This is a genomic window from Vibrio sp. V30_P3S12P165 (genome assembly GCF_009904905.1).
In the GTDB taxonomy this organism is placed as follows: domain Bacteria; phylum Pseudomonadota; class Gammaproteobacteria; order Enterobacterales; family Vibrionaceae; genus Vibrio; species Vibrio fujianensis.
The window spans coordinates 1-18,476 of sequence record NZ_WXWH01000055.1; the positions used below are offsets into that span (position 1 = coordinate 1).

The 18,476-nt window shown below is 43.7% G+C and carries 12 protein-coding genes and 1 tRNA gene; 8 read left to right on the forward strand and 5 right to left on the reverse strand.

From position 1 onward, the window contains the following. The first annotated feature begins 112 nt into the window (after window positions 1–112). Window positions 113–1,369 (forward strand): histidine--tRNA ligase, encoded by a 1,257-nt coding sequence (hisS, locus tag CAG57_RS10860; protein WP_161433687.1) that lies wholly within the window; start codon window positions 113–115, stop codon window positions 1,367–1,369. Between the two features lie 600 nt (window positions 1,370–1,969). Here the strand turns inward: hisS and CAG57_RS10865 are convergent. Continuing rightward, window positions 1,970–2,054 (reverse strand) — tRNA-Leu (locus CAG57_RS10865). Between the two features lie 188 nt (window positions 2,055–2,242). Here CAG57_RS10865 and CAG57_RS10870 point away from each other — a divergent pair. Next, window positions 2,243–2,716: an RDD family protein gene (locus CAG57_RS10870; RefSeq protein ID WP_161426968.1), complete on the forward strand. Its 474-nt coding sequence runs from the start codon at window positions 2,243–2,245 to the stop codon at window positions 2,714–2,716. Window positions 2,717–2,786: 70 nt separating this feature from the next. On the opposite strand, the gene lptG is transcribed toward CAG57_RS10870, so the two are convergent. Together lptG and lptF are read right to left on the reverse strand one after the other, a co-directional pair. After that, window positions 2,787–3,857 (reverse strand): LPS export ABC transporter permease LptG, encoded by a 1,071-nt coding sequence (gene lptG / locus CAG57_RS10875; protein WP_161426967.1) that lies wholly within the window; start codon window positions 3,855–3,857, stop codon window positions 2,787–2,789. Between the two features lie 3 nt (window positions 3,858–3,860). Next, window positions 3,861–4,964, reverse strand: coding sequence for an LPS export ABC transporter permease LptF (lptF, locus tag CAG57_RS10880; RefSeq protein WP_161426966.1), 1,104 nt, complete (start codon window positions 4,962–4,964; stop codon window positions 3,861–3,863). Between the two features lie 192 nt (window positions 4,965–5,156). On the opposite strand from lptF, the gene pepA reads away from it, so the two are divergent. From pepA to CAG57_RS10895, 3 genes are all read left to right on the forward strand, one after another. Continuing rightward, entirely contained in the window at window positions 5,157–6,665 is a 1,509-nt protein-coding gene (gene pepA / locus CAG57_RS10885) for a leucyl aminopeptidase (protein ID WP_099610405.1), read from the forward strand. Between the two features lie 51 nt (window positions 6,666–6,716). Then, window positions 6,717–7,166, forward strand: a complete 450-nt coding sequence (locus tag CAG57_RS10890) for a DNA polymerase III subunit chi (protein ID WP_099610406.1) — start codon at window positions 6,717–6,719, stop codon at window positions 7,164–7,166. 99 nt (window positions 7,167–7,265) lie between these two features. Beyond that, window positions 7,266–10,127 (forward strand): valine--tRNA ligase, encoded by a 2,862-nt coding sequence (locus tag CAG57_RS10895; protein ID WP_161426965.1) that lies wholly within the window; start codon window positions 7,266–7,268, stop codon window positions 10,125–10,127. A gap of 112 nt (window positions 10,128–10,239) precedes the next feature. Here the strand turns inward: CAG57_RS10895 and CAG57_RS10900 are convergent, their stop codons facing one another. Next, window positions 10,240–10,977 carry a pseudouridine synthase gene (locus CAG57_RS10900; RefSeq protein WP_161426964.1) on the reverse strand — a complete coding sequence of 246 codons (738 nt, stop codon included), beginning with the start codon at window positions 10,975–10,977 and terminating at the stop codon, window positions 10,240–10,242. Window positions 10,978–11,410: 433 nt separating this feature from the next. Here CAG57_RS10900 and CAG57_RS10905 point away from each other — a divergent pair, with 433 nt between their 5' ends. Further along, window positions 11,411–12,682, forward strand: a complete 1,272-nt coding sequence (locus CAG57_RS10905; protein ID WP_161426963.1) for an Nramp family divalent metal transporter — start codon at window positions 11,411–11,413, stop codon at window positions 12,680–12,682. Window positions 12,683–12,753: 71 nt separating this feature from the next. On the opposite strand, the gene rapA is transcribed toward CAG57_RS10905, so the two are convergent. After that, window positions 12,754–15,663, reverse strand: a complete 2,910-nt coding sequence (rapA, locus tag CAG57_RS10910; RefSeq protein WP_161426962.1) for an RNA polymerase-associated protein RapA — start codon at window positions 15,661–15,663, stop codon at window positions 12,754–12,756. Between the two features lie 266 nt (window positions 15,664–15,929). Between rapA and CAG57_RS10915 the strand changes: the two genes are divergently transcribed. Together CAG57_RS10915 and CAG57_RS10920 are read left to right on the forward strand one after the other, a co-directional pair. Beyond that, window positions 15,930–17,306, forward strand: coding sequence for a PhoH family protein (locus tag CAG57_RS10915; protein ID WP_161426961.1), 1,377 nt, complete (start codon window positions 15,930–15,932; stop codon window positions 17,304–17,306). Between the two features lie 116 nt (window positions 17,307–17,422). Continuing rightward, window positions 17,423–18,427 (forward strand): ornithine carbamoyltransferase, encoded by a 1,005-nt coding sequence (locus CAG57_RS10920; protein WP_161426960.1) that lies wholly within the window; start codon window positions 17,423–17,425, stop codon window positions 18,425–18,427. Window positions 18,428–18,476: the final 49 nt, after the last annotated feature.

Consider the following 18,476-nt stretch of genomic DNA (forward strand, 5'->3'; position numbering starts at 1 on the left):
AATGCTTAAAGATAACAGAAAGCCATACCTTGATTTTTAGAAATAGCGTAATAAATACGCTATGAAATAAATATCCACCTTGTATACCTTATTTATGGAGAATGAAGAAAAAATGAACAATATTCAATCAATACGTGGAATGAAAGATATTCTTCCTGATGAAACACCGATATGGCAGTGGCTTGAAAATATTATTAGGAAAGCAACCCATCGCTATGGCTATCAAGAGATACGTCTGCCGATACTAGAGCCTGTCGCTCTATTCCAACGCGCAGTAGGAGAAGCTACCGACATTGTATCGAAGGAAATGTATAACTTTTATGATAAAAGTGGTGAACACATTACTTTGCGTCCAGAAGGTACTAGTGGTTGCGTTCGCGCAGTAATAGAGCAAAACATGTGCTATCAAACAACTCAACGTCTATGGTATCAAGGCCCAATGTTCCGTTATGAACGTCCACAAAAAGGCCGCTTACGTCAATTTACTCAGTTGGGTGTTGAAACGTTTGGTATGCCTGATGCAGATATAGATGCTGAATTAATCTTCATGGCTTATGATATTTTCAAACAGCTCGGTATTACAAAACATATAAGACTCGAAATTAACTCTCTTGGCACATTAGATGAAAGAAAAAAACACCGAGAACAATTAATAAAATACTTTTCAGACAACTTAGATCAACTTGATAATGATAGTCTAAATCGTCTTGAAAAAAATCCACTGAGAATTCTTGATAGTAAAAATCCAGATATGCAAGAATTATTAAACAATGCTCCAAGATTATTAGATCATCTCGGTGAAGAGTCACAAAGACATTTCAAAAACTTATGTTACTTATTAGATAAATCAGGCATTGAATATATAATCAACCCACGTCTGGTACGTGGGTTAGATTATTATACACGCACCGTGTTTGAATGGATAACGGATGAACTAGGCTCACAAGGAACTATCTGTGGCGGTGGACGATATGATGGACTAGTCGAATTATTTGGCAATAAAAGCATTCCGGCATCTGGATTTGCCATTGGAATTGAGCGTTTATTACTGCTTCTTGAAACTTTAAATCTCAATAAAAACATCAATAACAGTCCAGATATTGTAATTACTTATGAAGAATCTTCAAAAAATATTGATGCGTTATTATTAGCCAATGAAATCAGAAAGGGAAATCAGCAGATTAAAATCTTAAATGACTTTAGCGGGGTAAAACTTAAACGTCAACATGCTAGAGCGTTAAAAATGGGGTGTAAATTAATTATCACGCTAAACGAAGAAGATATTCGTATTTGGAATATTAAAACAAACCAAACAACAACGACATCCGTTGAAACAATCAATCAAGATATAAAGCATCACTTTCTTTAAACAACACCTTCCCACCACTTAGAGAAATCGGTAGGTGGTTGCTATACCCAAACAACTTGGAGTTGCAGGTCGGCGGCAAGTGAGTGACAAATTTGTTTGGAATAAATTTGAACAGCCGTAGTCTGGCCTTTGGTGAGAGCCACGGATGGCTCTCATAATCCCCAAGAGCATAGACAGGCTATGTGATTGTGGTGAAAGAACGTAGCCAATACCGCCGCAGATTCAAGTAGGAAGGGTATAAATGAATATCGATCAGGATACATAGTCTCGGTAATTAAATGAGCAAACCGAACCAACCACTATAGCTTCAAGTCGTAAAGCGAGTTTATTTTTTATGCTAGCTACAACGCAGTCTCGCTAAAATCAAAGTTTGACCTTTAAACAAGGCCGAACTGTAATCGATACCGAAGCAACATAAATAAACCTAAACTAAGATAAATAAACCCTAGATGAACCATGAAAGCGTTTTTAAGGCGGATAAAGTGAATCTATTTTGGGAAGAAAAGAGGCGATAGCAGAAAAGGAAAACTGAGGTAAGCGTTTGATTAGCCTAGAAACAACAAAGCCCCGACTGTCGTCGAGGCTTTGTTGTATAAATAATGGTACCGATGGGCGGACTTGAACCGCCACTCCCGAAGGAAACGGATTTTGAATCCGTCGTGTCTACCAATTTCACCACATCGGCATTTAGGCTACTGCCTTTTGATGGTTGGCATTATACGTAAGAAAGTGAGCGGTGCAATAAAAAATATCAAAAAACCAATTGTTTGCTGATAATTTAGCCATAAGACGAAATGCTGTGCTCTGACTCTCTTTTCAGCAAGAGAAACTCCCGATATGCTGGCTACTATGAATGATTAACTCTGGTCTACCATGAATACTTCCAACTTACCTCCAGCAGGGCTTTTTCGACGTCTTGGCGCTCTTTTATATGATTCGTTGATTATAATGGCGATTTTAATGATCGCTGGAGGTGTCGTTATTGCGGCCTTAGAAGCGCTCGTTGCGCTCAACGTCATGAGCTACTCACCTTATCAAGATGCTGGTGAACTACTTAGCCACGATCCGATTTGGAGCCCGCTCTATACACTTTACCTTGCTACCACTTGGATCTATTTTTTTGTTTTCTTTTGGACAAGAGCTGGACAAACACTTGGTATGAGGGCGTGGAAAATTATGCTACGCAATGCTGACGGTTCATTAATCAGCTCAACCCAAGCGCTGATTCGCCTAGCCACTTCAGTTTTTGGATTAGGTAACCTAATCGTTCTTATTGACCCACAAAAGCGCAGCTTTCAAGATATGTGGGCGAAGACAGAAGTCGTGAGATTAGATACCACTCGTTAAACCATCAGCGATAAAAGCCCAGTGAGGTATTCAGCTTCCCCTGGGCTTTTATTGGCTAGGATTCACACCCTTATAATTTTCGACGTAATAGCATCACGGCAATGGTTAAAAACACTAGGCTTGGTGCAATAGCCCCGAACACAGGAGGAATACCATACACTAAACTTAAAGGGCCAAAAAACTCACTAGAGATATAAAAGGTAAAGCCCGCCACAACGCCAGAGAGAATCCTTGCTCCCATCGTCACACTACGTAACGGGCCAAAGATAAAGGACAATGCCATCAGCATCATCACCGCAATAGAAAAAGGCTGAGTGATCTTGCGCCATAATGCCAGTTCATAACGTGAAGCATCCTGCTCTGAGGCTTTTAAGTAATGCACATAATCGTACAAGCCACTGAGCGCTAACTCTTCTGGCTTCACGGTAACAACCGCCAACTTATCAGGAGCTAAAGAGGTTTTCCATAAATATTCATCCAGTGTTTGCTTAGTTATCATGATGTCGTTTTGAAAATCGGTTAATTCTACCTTCTTCATCAGCCACTGATTGTCTCCGAGATAATCCACTTGCTCAGCAAACACGACATGACGTAATTTTTTATGCTCATCGAAACGCCACATGTTTAGCCCATACAAGTGTTCGTTATCAATTTTGGCAACGAAGATGAAGTCATTGACATCGCGAGCCCATACCCCAGTTCTCACCGACAAAATATTGCCGCCAGAGGTCGCGAAAGCTCGCAAATCACGCGCCATTTTCTGAGCTTGAGGTGCCCCCCACTCGCCTAATAGCGTGACAATAATCATCAACGGGACTGCGGTTTTCAGTACCGATAAACCGATATCTAACTTCGAAAAGCCAGACGCTTGCATCACCACAAGTTCAGAACTTGCCGCTAATGCGCCCAAGCCTATCAACGCCCCCAACAGTGCCGCCATAGGGAAAAACATCTCTATATCTCTTGGCACACTTAGCACAACAAATAATAAAGCTTGTAGCAGATCGTAAGTCCCATCACCCACTTTTCTGAGCTGTTCGACATATTTAATGATGCCGGACAAGCCAACGAAGGTCACCAAAACCAATGTTGTGGTGGCAATAATGGTTCTACCGATATACCAATCCAATATTTTAAACACCCGTTAAGCCACCTTTCTCTTTTGTTTTAATCTATCTTTGAGCCTTCTCACTATCACACTATCTAGTGTGTTCGCAATGATAGCGGCGAACAGCAATGCGGCATTAATTGGCCACATGCCGACCGCAACCGGAATGGAACCATCTTCTAATGCCGATTTTGTTGCACTAATTGCTAAGAAATAGGTGAGATAAATAAGAATAGCGGGCCCCATTTTGGCAAAACGTCCCTGCCTTGGATTGACTGAAGATAAAGGCACGACCAACATGGTCAGTAACGGAATACAAACAACTAAAGAAATTCGCCATTGTAGCTCAGCCTGAGCGCGTTGATCGGCATTACGAATTAAATCTAGGGTCGGAATTTCTTCCCAATCTCGCCCCTTACTTTTCACTTCGCGTTGACCGATTAACCCTTCATATTGTTCAAAACGAGTAATCATATAATCGACTCGAGTCGGCACGCCTTCATAACGCACCCCATTATGCATGGTAATCACTTGTCGGCCATCACTGAGCTCTTGGACATCACCAGAGTCGGAAAACATCACACTCGGTAAAATGGACTGACGTGGCGAAAGTTGAGCGACAAACACATTACTTAGTTTTTTATTTTCTATATTGTCAATAAAAACGACCGACGACCCATCTGGCGAACGCTGAAATTGGCCTTTTTGTAATAGATCGACACTATTTTCCGCCGCAAGCTGCTCAATTAATTGCGCTTCTTTGTTTTGACTCCAAGGCGATAACCAAAAAGCGTTAAATGCGGCAACACTCGAGGTAATGATCGCCAAATACAACGCAGCTCGGATTAAAAACTTGTTACCAATCCCTGTCGCATTCATCACCGTAATTTCACTTTCGGCATAGAGACGTCCGAAAGTTAATAGAATACCAATGTACAAGCTCAGCGGTAGCATCAGCAGCCCCATGGCTGGCATATTTAAACCGACAATGGATAAAATCATCCGCGCAGGAATTTCACCGTCCGAAGCATCAGCCAGAACTCGGATAAATTTTTGGCTTAAAAACACCAAAAAAAGGACGAAAAAAATCGCAAATTGGCTTTTTAGTGTCTCTCGGATCAAATATCTAACAATAATCACGCTGAAATAACCTATGCAAAACTTGTTTTTTTGATTGAATCACTATAATTTCCTGTTGAACTGTTTGTTTTTTTAAATTTTCACTATTTGTTAGAACACCAACACTCAAAGGCGATTCCCAAAAGGATTCATCAAGTAAGAATGCATTATCTAACATTTAGTTCTATTTGTCTTTAAGATGTAGGAGTACGCATGGAGTTCAGTGTTAAAAGTGGTAGCCCTGAAAAACAACGTAGTGCATGTATCGTTGTTGGAGTCTTTGAACCGCGCCGCCTTTCTCCAGTAGCAGAGCAACTTGATAAAATCAGTGATGGTTACCTAAGTTCACTACTTCGTCGAGGTGATCTCGAAGGAAAACCGGGGCAGATGCTACTGCTGCATCAAGTACCCGGCGTGCTTTCAGAGCGAGTATTGCTGGTCGGGTGCGGTAAAGAACGTGAGTTAGGTGAACGTCAATATAAAGAGATCATTCAGAAAACGATCAGCACACTTAACGAAACTGGCTCAATGGAAGCGGTCTGCTTTTTAACCGAGTTACATGTTAAAGGACGTGACACTTATTGGAAAGTTCGCCAAGCCATAGAGGCGACCAAAGACGGTTTATACACCTTTGATCAGTTCAAGAGTGTTAAGCCAGAAACTCGCCGTCCACTGCGTAAATTGGTTTTCAATGTGCCAACCCGACGAGAACTCAGCTTAGGTGAGCGTGCCATTAATCATGGTTTAGCCATTGCTTCTGGCGTTAAAGCCTGTAAAGACTTAGGCAATATGCCACCGAACATCGCCAATCCAGCTTATCTTGCCTCTCAAGCTCGTCGCTTAGCTGATGATTATGCGACGGTGACCAGCAAAATTATTGGCGAAGAAGAGATGGAAAAACTGGGCATGACCTCCTACCTTGCTGTTGGTCGTGGGTCTAAAAATGAATCGATGATGTCGATCATTGAGTACAAAGGCCATCCAGATCCTGATGCCAAACCTATCGTCTTAGTCGGTAAAGGGCTGACTTTCGATTCCGGGGGTATTTCATTAAAACCGGGTGAAGGGATGGATGAAATGAAATACGACATGTGTGGAGCCGCATCGGTCTTTGGCACCATGAAAGCATTGGCGAAATTAAATCTGCCTCTGAATGTCGTGGGTGTACTGGCTGGATGTGAGAATATGCCGGGAAGTCAGGCTTACCGTCCGGGTGATATCCTAACGACCATGTCAGGACAAACAGTCGAGGTTCTTAATACCGATGCAGAGGGCCGACTTGTGCTATGCGATGCACTGACCTACGTCGAACGCTTTGAACCAGACTGTGTGGTGGATATCGCCACCTTGACTGGCGCTTGTGTTATCGCACTGGGTCACCATATTAGTGGTGTGATGGCCAATCACAATCCGTTAGCTCATGAGTTAGTTAATGCCTCCGAACAAGCCAGTGATCGTGCATGGCGCTTGCCGCTCACAGATGAGTACCATGAACAGCTAAAAAGCCCTTTTGCTGATATGGCAAATATCGGGGGAAGGCCAGGAGGAGCTATCACTGCCGGTTGTTTCTTGGCTAAATTTACTAAAAAATATAACTGGGCACATCTTGATATTGCAGGCACTGCTTGGAAGTCTGGCGTCGCGAAAGGTTCAACAGGACGTCCCGTCTCTATGTTAGTTCAGTTCCTACTCAATCGCTGTGGTCAAGAGACAGAGGAATAAACCTCATACTAAAAGGGCCAATTGGCCCTTTTTATCATCTGAGTAACTCTTATGACAACCGCTACCTTCTATCTCATTTCTGCCGATAGCCCGCAAGCAACGCCAACAGGTTTTAAAGACTATGTGGTTTATCTCGCACAATATTTTGCTCGGCAAGGAGCAAAAATCTATATACAGTGTCGTGATAAAAAGCAGGCAGAACAACTTGCTGAACAATTTTGGCAAGTCAAACCTGAGGATTTTCTTGCACATAATTTAGTTGGTGAAGGGCCCAAATATGGAACTCATATTGAAATTGGCTACCCAGAAGTCCGCCCTTCTCGTAATCGACAACTGGTAATAAATTTGGCCGATAATCATACAACCTTTGCGAACGCCTTCACAGAGGTGGTAGACTTCGTTCCTAGTGAAGAAAAAGCCAAGCAACAAGCTCGAGAACGGTATAAACAATACCGCCAAGCAGGATACCAACTGCAAACCATCGAGATAAATTACCCTTGAATCATTTATCCTTATAGTTAAGCTCTCTTACTTACCGAGAGAGAACTCACTTATAGTGATAAACCCAATTAACCATCAAAGTATCCATTTAAGAGCACTATGGAAAAGACATATAACCCAACATCCATCGAACAAGATCTATATCAGACTTGGGAAAAGCAAGGCTACTTTAAGCCTCACGGCGATACAAGCAACGACGCGTACAGCATCATGATTCCACCGCCAAACGTCACTGGTAGCCTACATATGGGGCACGCATTCCAAGACACCATCATGGATACCTTGATTCGCTGCCAGCGTATGAAAGGCAAAAATACCTTATGGCAAGTCGGTACCGACCATGCAGGAATTGCAACACAAATGGTTGTTGAACGTAAAATTGCCGCAGAAGAAGGGAAAACCAAACACGATTACGGTCGAGATGCCTTTATCGATAAAATTTGGGAATGGAAAAAAGAATCCGGTGGCACAATCACCCAACAATTACGTCGGCTCGGTGCCTCTGTTGACTGGGATCGCGAGCGCTTCACCATGGATGATGGTTTTTATAAAGCAGTACAAGAAGTGTTTGTGCGCCTTTATAAAGAAGATTTGATCTATCGCGGCAAACGGTTAGTCAACTGGGATCCTAAACTGCATACCGCCATTTCTGATCTTGAAGTAGAAAACAAAGACACCAAAGGCCATATGTGGCATTTCCGCTATCCATTAGCCGATGGTGCAAAAACCGCCGAGGGCAAAGACTATATCGTGGTTGCGACCACGCGCCCAGAAACCATGCTTGGTGATACTGGCGTTGCCGTAAATCCAGAAGATCCTCGCTATCGCGATCTGATTGGTAAAGCGATCATTCTGCCTATAGTGGGTCGTCGTATTCCTATTGTCGGCGATGAACATGCCGATATGGAGAAAGGCACTGGCTGTGTGAAAATTACCCCAGCGCACGATTTCAACGACTATGAAGTCGGTAAGCGCCATCAGCTCCCCATGATCAACATTCTAACCCTTGATGCGAACATCCGTGATGCAGCCGAAGTTTTTAACTCAAACGGCGAAGCAAGTCATGCTTATAGCACAGAAATCCCAGCAAAATATCAAGGTATGGAACGTTTTGCTGCGCGTAAAGCGATCGTCGCTGAATTTGAAGCGTTAGGTCTTTTGGAAGAAATCAAAGATCACGATTTAACCGTTCCTTACGGTGATCGTGGTGGCGTTGTGATTGAACCAATGCTGACCGACCAATGGTACGTGCGTACAGCACCTCTAGCAAAACCAGCGGTTGAAGCCGTTGAAAATGGTGATATCCAGTTTGTTCCAAAGCAATATGAAAATATGTATTTTGCTTGGATGCGAGACGTACAAGATTGGTGCATCTCTCGCCAATTATGGTGGGGGCACCGTATCCCGGCTTGGTATGACGAGCAAGGCAATGTATTTGTCGGTCGTAACGAAGCTGAAGTCCGGGCAGAAAACAATCTGGCAGTGGATGTGGTACTGCGTCAAGATGATGACGTGCTGGATACTTGGTTCTCTTCCGCTTTGTGGACTTTTGGTACACAAGGGTGGCCGGAAAATACAGAAGCACTGAAGACATTCCATCCATCAGATGTATTGGTGTCTGGTTTCGACATTATCTTCTTCTGGGTGGCGCGCATGATCATGATGACGCTGCATTTTGTCAAAGATGAAAATGGCAAACCTCAGGTGCCTTTTAAGACCGTGTATATGACAGGCCTGATTCGCGATGAAAATGGCGATAAGATGTCAAAATCAAAAGGTAACGTACTCGATCCAATCGATATGATTGATGGTATTGATCTCGAATCGCTAGTCGCTAAACGCACTGGAAACATGATGCAGCCTCAGCTGGCTGCAAAAATAGAGGAAAATACCCGTAAAACATTCGAAAATGGTATTGAAGCATATGGCACCGATGCTTTGCGTTTCACACTTGCAGCCATGGCTTCAACGGGCCGTGATATCAACTGGGACATGAAACGCTTAGAAGGCTACCGTAATTTCTGTAACAAGCTGTGGAACGCGAGTCGCTATGTTTTGATGAACACTCAAGAGCAAGATTGCGGCTTTGCCGCTGGTGCTGAGCTTGAATATTCATTGGCTGATAAATGGATCGAGTCACAATTCGAATTGGCTGCTCAAGAGTTCAATAATCACATTGATAACTACCGGCTAGATATGGCAGCTAATACGCTGTATGAGTTTATCTGGAACCAATTCTGTGACTGGTATTTAGAGCTGACTAAACCGATCCTTTGGAAAGGCAGTGAAGCGCAACAACGAGCCACTCGTCGCACCTTGATTACCGTGCTAGAAAAAACGCTACGCTTGGCACACCCTGTTATCCCTTACATCACAGAAACGATTTGGCAAAGTGTTAAACCTCTCGTCGAAGGGGTCGAAGGTGACACCATCATGCTGCAAACACTGCCACAATATAATGATGCGAACTTCCATCAAGAAGCTCTGAATGATATTGAGTGGGTAAAAGCCTTTATCACCAGCATTCGTAACTTGCGAGCAGAATATGACATTAATCCGGGTAAACCATTGGAAGTAATGCTTAAAGCTGCCAATGAACAAGACGCCGCTCGCCTTGCAGCGAATCAACCAGTACTGATAGCTCTAGCTAAGTTAGAAAGCGTTCGCGTGCTGACCGACGAAGAAATCACTCCAGCCTGTGCGACCGCCTTAGTCGGTAAATCAGAGTTGATGATTCCCATGGCTGGCTTGATTGATAAAGAAGCTGAGCTGGAACGTTTAAGTAAAGAAATCGCAAAAACGGAAGGGGAAATTAAACGTATCGAAGGCAAATTGGGTAACCAAGGCTTCGTCGCTAAAGCTCCTGAAGCGGTTGTGGCCAAAGAGCGTGAAAAACTCGAAGGCTATCAAGAAACGCTAGTAAAATTAGCTGAGCAAAAAGCAACTATTGCCGCACTTTAATCAACGGTATAGTCACTCATCATCATTATAAGGCAGCGATTCGCTGCCTTATTGCTTGCTGCCGATAAAACTAAACGGTGACGCGACTCACCAACGATAAATCCGCTTCACATTATGGTCGAGGAAGCGTTTTATAGTCTGGTAATTTTCGCTCAGGATCAAAGTGGTGTAAAATTTCTTCCTGAGCCTCAGGATAAAAATCACAAGGTACGAACAGAGTACGTAGCCAATGACTGCGCGGATGATAAAAACTGAGCTCTGCTGCATGTAGTTGTAAACGATTAGCAAAAGCTAACGCTTCAGGAGAAGCATAAAACTCATCGCCGACAATAGGATGACCAATCGCAAGTAGATGTACGCGAAGTTGATGTGAGCGCCCTGTGATCGGAAATAAGCGCACAATGCTTGTTTGCTCTTCTTGTTTGACGACCTGATAAAGGGTTGTTGAGGCTTTGCCGTGCTCAAAACAAACTTTTTGTTTCGGACGATTAGGCCAGTCACAAATCAATGGCAGCTCGATGACCCCTTGCGACTGCTCGATATTTCCCCATACCCGCGCGTAATACACTTTATGGGTTAAGCGATATTGAAACTGCTTTTTTAACGCCGCTTCCATGTATTTATTTTTGGCAAATAACATTAATCCTGATGTCGACATATCGAGTCGATGAACCACTTGAATCTCAAGGTAACGCTCCACTAAGCGGCTCCACATGCTGTCGTAATGTTCTGCATGCTTACCCGGAACCGAAAGCAGCCCTGACGGCTTATTGACCGCTAAAATATAGTCATCTTCGTACACGACATCAATCCACGGTTCAGTTGGTGGATGATACTCAGTCATTGCCATCAATTACATCTCATTTACTCAAAACGCTGCATTATATACCCAAAACTGACAAAGTTGCAGCGCCATCAAGCTCAGCATAAATCGGTATTTTTGCCTCATTTTCACGACGAATGATACTGAGCATAGAAGCGATGGAGCCGTTCAATTGAGATGATAAAGCTCGGCATCACCGTCCAATTTGAATGACAACAATGTAAATAATGATTGACAGATTAATCATAAGTGATATTAATCATGGGTATTGACAATAAAGAACACCAAAGACAGTTGTCTCGTTTTTCGCATAATAACAACCCACACAACGATGAATACCGCTATTGAAAGAAATCACCGTAATTGGCCTCGATTACCGGCTTATTAAGATGCACTAGACCAATCGGTTTAAACATCAGCAACATCGAGTATCAATAGCTCAGATATATAAGGAACAAGCATGGAAAACACCGTCCCTTACTCATCCTCGGCCAAGCTTTCTTTCGCTCAGCTGATTCGGGCACTTGGCCCTGGCATTATGATGGCAGCTGCTGCGGTAGGCGGGTCACATCTGGTTGCCTCAACTAAAGCGGGGGCTATCTATGGCTGGCAGTTGGCGGCTTTGATCTTACTGGTTAATCTCTTTAAGTACCCCTTCTTTAAAGCCAGTGTGCAATACACCATGGGAACCGGGAATAGTCTCGTCCAAGGTTATGCGAAACTCGGTAAACCTTACCTATGGATTTTTGCCATTCTCAGCGTCTTCTCTGGCATCGTCAATACCGCAGCACTGCTGATGTTCAGTGCCAGTTTACTGGGATACTTTATTCCTTTTCAGTTATCTATGCCGACACTCAGTTCGCTGATTCTCATCACTTGTTTGGTGATTCTATTGACGGGACACTATCGAGCATTAGATCTGTTATCCAAAACCATTATGGCGGTGCTCACTCTTGCGACATTAACAGCAGTATTCATTGCAGCAACCAACCCTGCGCCTGTTACCATGGCAACACAAGCACCTTCCCCTTGGAATATTGCCGCCATCGGTTTTATTGTTGTCACCATGGGATGGATGCCAGCCCCCATTGAAATTTCTAGTCTCACTTCAATGTGGTTAAAAAGTCAGTGCAAACAACAATCCGTTACCCCTCAATCCGCCTTATTTGATTTCAATGTCGGCTACATAGGGACAGCCATTTTAGCGATTGTCTTTCTTGCATTGGGCAGCTTAGTGCTGCATGGCACCGGTGTCGAATTATCTAAATCCGGAGTCGGATTTTCTCATCAATTGGTTGGATTGTATGCCTCGACCATTGGTGAATGGTCAAGATACTTGATTGCTGTCATCGCTTTTTTCTGTATTTTTGGCAGTACCATTACCGTTATTGATGGCTATTCCCGAGTGATTGCTGAATCTCAACGGCTCCTAAGCCATCAAGCACAACCATCCCCACGAGTTTTTCAGTCATGGATGTTTGTGGTTTCAGCATTAGCCTTAGCGATCATTATCTTCTGGGCATCCGCATTAATGCCAATGCTAGACTTTGCCATGGTGATGGCTTTTATGACCACTCCGATTTTTGCGCTGCTAAATTATGTTCTGGTCACCCGAACACCGCTGCCTAAAGCACTACAAGTTGGGCCAAAATTAAAAGCCTTATCTCTTGTTGGATTACTCTATTTATTCGGCTTCTTAGCACTATTTATTTGGTGGAAATGGTTAATGTAACTAACCATGTTGTTCGGCTATCGAAAATAAAGGCCTTCATTTTGAAGGCCTTTATTACAAATAATCATTGATTAGTTATGAGTGACGACGATCAACCGTAGCGAATCTAACTGATATTGCGCTTGGGAAATATAGCCTGTTAATAATGTAATTTGCTCCTCCAAGACGCTAATTTCTTCGTCTCGAATATTAGGATTGACCGCTTTCAAAGCCAACAACCGCTGCAACTCTGCATTCAGGCTATGCTGCATCTCATTTTCAGCCCGCTCACGAATCGCCATGACTTTTTCGCTGACCAATAGGTCACTTTCGGTGATCAAACGGTGAATTTCCACTTGTACTGAGCTGACTAATTTGCTCGCTAAATGACGATTCACGGGGCTTAGTTGGCGATTAAATGCTTCAAAATCTACTTGCGAAGATAAATCGTGACCACGTGCATCTAGCAACATGCGGATCGGAGTCGGCGGTAAAAACCGGCTGATACCACTACTTTTCGGTGCTTGAGCGTCAACCAAATAAACCATTTCTAACAAAATGGTTCCTACAGGGAGTGCTTTATTTTTCAGTAACGATACCGCACAAACGCCGACACCTTCACTCATCAGTAAGTCAATTCCCCCTTGGATCATCGGGTGTTCCCAACTGATAAAGTGCATATCCTCCCGCGCAAGAGCTGTATTTCGATCAAAGGTAATTGTCGCACCTTCATAAGGTAGACCAGGATAACTAGGCACCATCATATGCTCAGAAGGCGTCACTACTAGCGCATTTTCACCACGATCATCTTGGTTAAGGCCAATCGTATCAAATAGACTCAAGGCAAAAGTGACTAAGTTGGTATCACCATCTGTCTCGGCAATAGACTGGGCGATTTGCTGTGCTTTTTCACCCCCATTGGAATGCATTTCTAACAGTCGGTCACGCCCTTGCTCTAGTTGGCTTTTTAATAATTTATTCAGTTTTGCTGACTCGTCAATCACCGCATCCAGTTCACTACTCTCTCTGCTCGCCAGCATGGCGATCAAACGTTCAGCAAATTGGTCATACACTGCGCGTCCTGTTGGGCAGGTTTCAGCAAAAGCATTCAAGCCTTCATGGTACCAACGGGCTAGAATCGCTTGCGATGTCCCCTGCAAGTAAGGGACATAAATATCAATATCATTGTGTTGCCCAATTCGATCCAAACGGCCAATACGTTGTTCAAGTAGATCTGGGTTAAATGGTAAATCAAACATCACCAACTGATGCGCGAATTGGAAGTTTCGCCCCTCCGATCCAATTTCACTACAAATAAGAACCTGCGCTCCCCCTTCTTCCTGAGCAAAATAGGCCGCTGCTTTGTCCCGTTCTAAGATTGACATACCTTCATGGAAGACTGTTGCCCGAATGCCTTCCCGTTCACGCAGCGCTTGCTCTAGCTGCAAAGCCGTGCTTGCCCTTGAAGCTATCACTAAAATCTTTTCACCGCGCTTCGCTTTTACCTTTTCAATCAACCAGTTAACACGAGAGTCAAACTGCCACCAACTCGCATCATCCCCTTCAAACTCTTGGAAGATCTCTTCTGGGTAAAGCATTTTCATGGCCCGAGCCTCAGGGCTTAACTTACCGCCAATCATGCCTGCGACTCGCATAGATGTACTGTACTGTTCAGGAATCACCATCGGTAATAAATGGACATTGCGTACTGGAAACCCTTTGATAGCAGCTCGAGTATTTCTAAATAACACCCGCCCGGTACCGTGGCGGTCCATCAAGTTACTGATTAATTCATCTCGAGCGGCCATCTTTTCCAAGTCATCTGCTTGACTTTCCAAGACATTTAGCAATGGTTCGATATCTTGCTCACTCAGTAACTCACCAATTTGATTCTTCGCTTCATTACTCAAAGCCATACCAGAAAATAATGCACTCACCGCATCAGCGACTGGCGCATATTGTTCTTCTTCTTTAATGAAAGCATCATAATCATAGAACCGGTCAGCATCGAGTAAACGTAAACGAGCGAAATGGCTTTCTCGCCCCAATTGTTCAGGCGTTGCCGTTAACAATAAGACGGCAGGGGTACGTTCAGCCAATGCCTCAATCACTTGATATGCACGGCTGGGTTTATCTTGGCTCCACTGCAAATGGTGGGCTTCATCCACCACCAGTAGATCCCAATCTGCATCTAATGCTTGCTCAAAGCGTTGTCGACGTTTGCGCAGAAAATCAAGTGAACAGAGTACATATTGCTGGGTATCAAACGGATTATCCGCTTCGCTAATGGCTTCTTCGCAACGCTCTTCATCAAATACCGAAAAGTGCAAGTTAAACCGGCGTAACATTTCCACTAGCCATTGGTGCTGAAGGGTTTCAGGCACCACAATTAAAATTCGCTCAGCCCGTCCAGATAACACTTGCTGATGAATGATCATGCCCGCTTCAATGGTTTTACCTAAGCCAACTTCATCGGCTAATAATACTCGTGGGGCGTAACGACGCCCGACTTCATGGGCAATATATAATTGATGAGGGATCAAACCAGCACGCATACCACATAAACCTCGCATTGGGCTTTTATGCTGTTGATATTGATTGCTTAACGCTCGGTAACGTAAAACAAAGTTGTCCATCCGATCAATTTGACCGGCAAACAACTTATCTTGAGGCTTGTTAAAACGAATTTGGTTACTCAGGAAAATTTCCCGAAGTGCGATGCCCGATTCTTGCGTGTCTTCGCGGGTTCCTAGGTAAGTGAATACACCTTGCTCTTCGACGACTTGCTCAACATGCAGTGACCATCCTTCTTGGCTATCAATGGTATCTCCTACATTAAATGTCACTCGTGTCACTGGCGCATCATGCCGAGCATAGACTCGGTTTTCTTCTGATGCAGCAAACATTAACGTCACCGTGCGAGCATCCATGCCGACCACAGTGCCTAAACCTAAATCACTTTCCGTATCACTTATCCAGCGTTGCCCCAAAGCAAAAGTCATTAATCGACTACCTCATCAATTTGGATTAGACATAAAGTTATTGAGAACTCTGCGCCTTGTACAAAAAAAGTCTAATCGCTCTATTATTCCGGCGCAGAAAAAGACCGCTAATCTTACTTGAAGCTATGAAGTAGGTCACGTTCATTCCCTGCTTTTTTTCCTAGCCTCTTCACTGACATCAAATCGTCATATTTCTATGTCATGAGTGAAGAAGAACTTCGCGATGCTTTGTCAAATGATAGCCACTGAGTAGCAAGGAGACGCTTATGGGCGATAACAACCGGAAACTGTTTGTACTAGATACCAATATTCTACTTCATGAACCACTCGCTATATACTCCTTCCAAGAACATGATGTGGTCATTCCAATGACCGTACTCGAAGAACTTGACCGAATTAAAGACAGTAAACGCGACGTCGCTCGCGATGCCCGAATCGCGATTCGAGCGTTAGAAACGGTGTTTCATGATGCAACCCCTGATGCGATTTCCGATGGAATCCCACTAACGCAACAGGGTCTGCAAGGGGGCACGATTGCTATCTTAGCCGACTACGATGTCCATGAAACCATCAAAGCATTTACCGATAAAGAAGGCGATAATCGAATTCTCAATGCGGTACTACACCTACAAAACAAGCGCGCGCCTCGTGCTGTCGTACTGATCACCAAAGACATCAACATGCGCTTACGGGCAAAGGGGGCCGGGGTACGTTTTGTAGAAGATTACCGCACCGATCAATTGATTGATGACGTGCAATACCTCACCAAGGGGTTTCAAACTCGTCCTGGTAATTTCTGGGCTGGGGTGGAAAATGTCGAAAGTTATACTTTAACTGGCAAAACGTTCCACAAGCTCGCTCGTCAACCTTTCGAACCCACTTATTTAAACCAATATATTCTCGATGAAGAAAGTGACTTTGCCGCTCGAGTCGAGCATTTAACACCAGACTCGGTCACCCTGCGCGATCTCAGTCGAGAACGGATGATGCATCGCAAAGTATGGGACATCACACCCAAAAATATTTATCAAGCGATGGCGCTCGATGCTTTGCTGGATCCCGATATTGATTTAGTGATTCTCACCGGAGCAGCCGGGAGTGGTAAAACATTATTAGCCATGGCGGCGGCTTTAGAACAAACCATCGAACGAAAACAGTTCGACAAAATCATTGTCACGCGCAACACCCCTGATATTGGAGAATCCATCGGTTTTTTACCGGGTAGCGAAGAAGAAAAAATGATGCCTTGGCTCGCCGCCATTACCGATACTCTAGAAGCGCTACATAAACACGATCACTGTACGGAAAGTTCACTCAAATACATCTGCGATAAAGCCAATATTCAGTTTAAGTCGATTAACTTTATGCGCGGCCGATCGATTCAAAATGCTTTTGTGTTACTCGACGAGTGTCAAAACCTTACCGCTTCACAAATCAAAACCATCATTACTCGCTGCGGTGAAGGCACCAAAATAGTCTGCTCGGGTAACTTAGCGCAAATTGATTCTCACTATCTCACTCCAGTCACATCAGGGCTCACTTACATGGTTGAGCGGTTCAAAAACTTTGAAGGCAGTGCCAACATCCACCTTAATGGGGTGGTGCGTAGCCGATTAGCTCAATTTGCTGAAGAGAATTTATAATCAATTATGGTGAGTTAATCAGTTGACTCACCATAAAATAAAAAATAACTATTCACTTTATGTGTATTTTTATGCTTTACTGGTCTCTCTATTGATTGACGACTAAAGGACTGGGTATGGCTTTTAATTTACATCACCGTAATTTTCTTAAACTCTTGGATTTTACCACCAAAGAAATCCAGTTTCTGTTAGACCTCTCTGCCGAATTAAAAAAAGCAAAGTATGCAGGAACTGAACAGCAAAAATTATTGGGTAAAAATATCGCCCTGATTTTTGAAAAATCCTCGACAAGAACTCGCTGTGCATTTGAAGTTGCCGCGTTTGATCAAGGTGCTCAAGTCACGTACCTTGGGCCATCCGGCTCACAAATTGGTCATAAAGAGTCGATGAAAGATACCGCTCGTGTCCTTGGCCGAATGTATGATGGTATTGAGTATCGTGGCTATGGACAAAGCATTGTTGAAGAACTTGGCCAATACGCTGGTGTACCGGTTTGGAATGGATTGACGGATGAATTTCATCCGACTCAAATCTTAGCTGACTTCCTAACGATGCAAGAATACTCTTCCGGCAAACCGTTGAACCAAGTCAGCTTCGCCTACCTTGGTGATGCTCGTAATAATATGGGAAATTCATTGATGGTAGGGGCAGCTAAAATGGGGATGGATATCCGTTTAGTGGCACCCAAAGCTTTCTGGCCTGAAGCTCAATTAGTCGAGACCTGTCAAACCATTGCAAATACAACAGGGGCAAAAATTACGTTAACCGAAGACATCACACAAGGAGTTACTGGGTGTGATTTCCTCTATACCGATGTATGGGTGTCAATGGGAGAAGATGCCGCAGCTTGGGATGAGCGAGTGGCTTTAATGAAGCCATATCAAATTAATATGGACGTTATCCAAACCACCGGTAACCCTCAAGTTAAATTTATGCACTGCTTACCCGCTTTTCACAATGATGAAACCACCGTAGGTCAGCAAATCGCAGAAAAATATGACATGAATGGTTTAGAGGTCACAGAAGAGGTCTTTGAATCCGATTACTCGATTGTTTTTGATCAAGCAGAGAATCGGCTGCATACCATCAAAGCGGTCATGGTTGCTACACTAGGCGCATAACACAATACTAACGAGACAAAGTACCAACGAGACACAGTACCAACGAGCA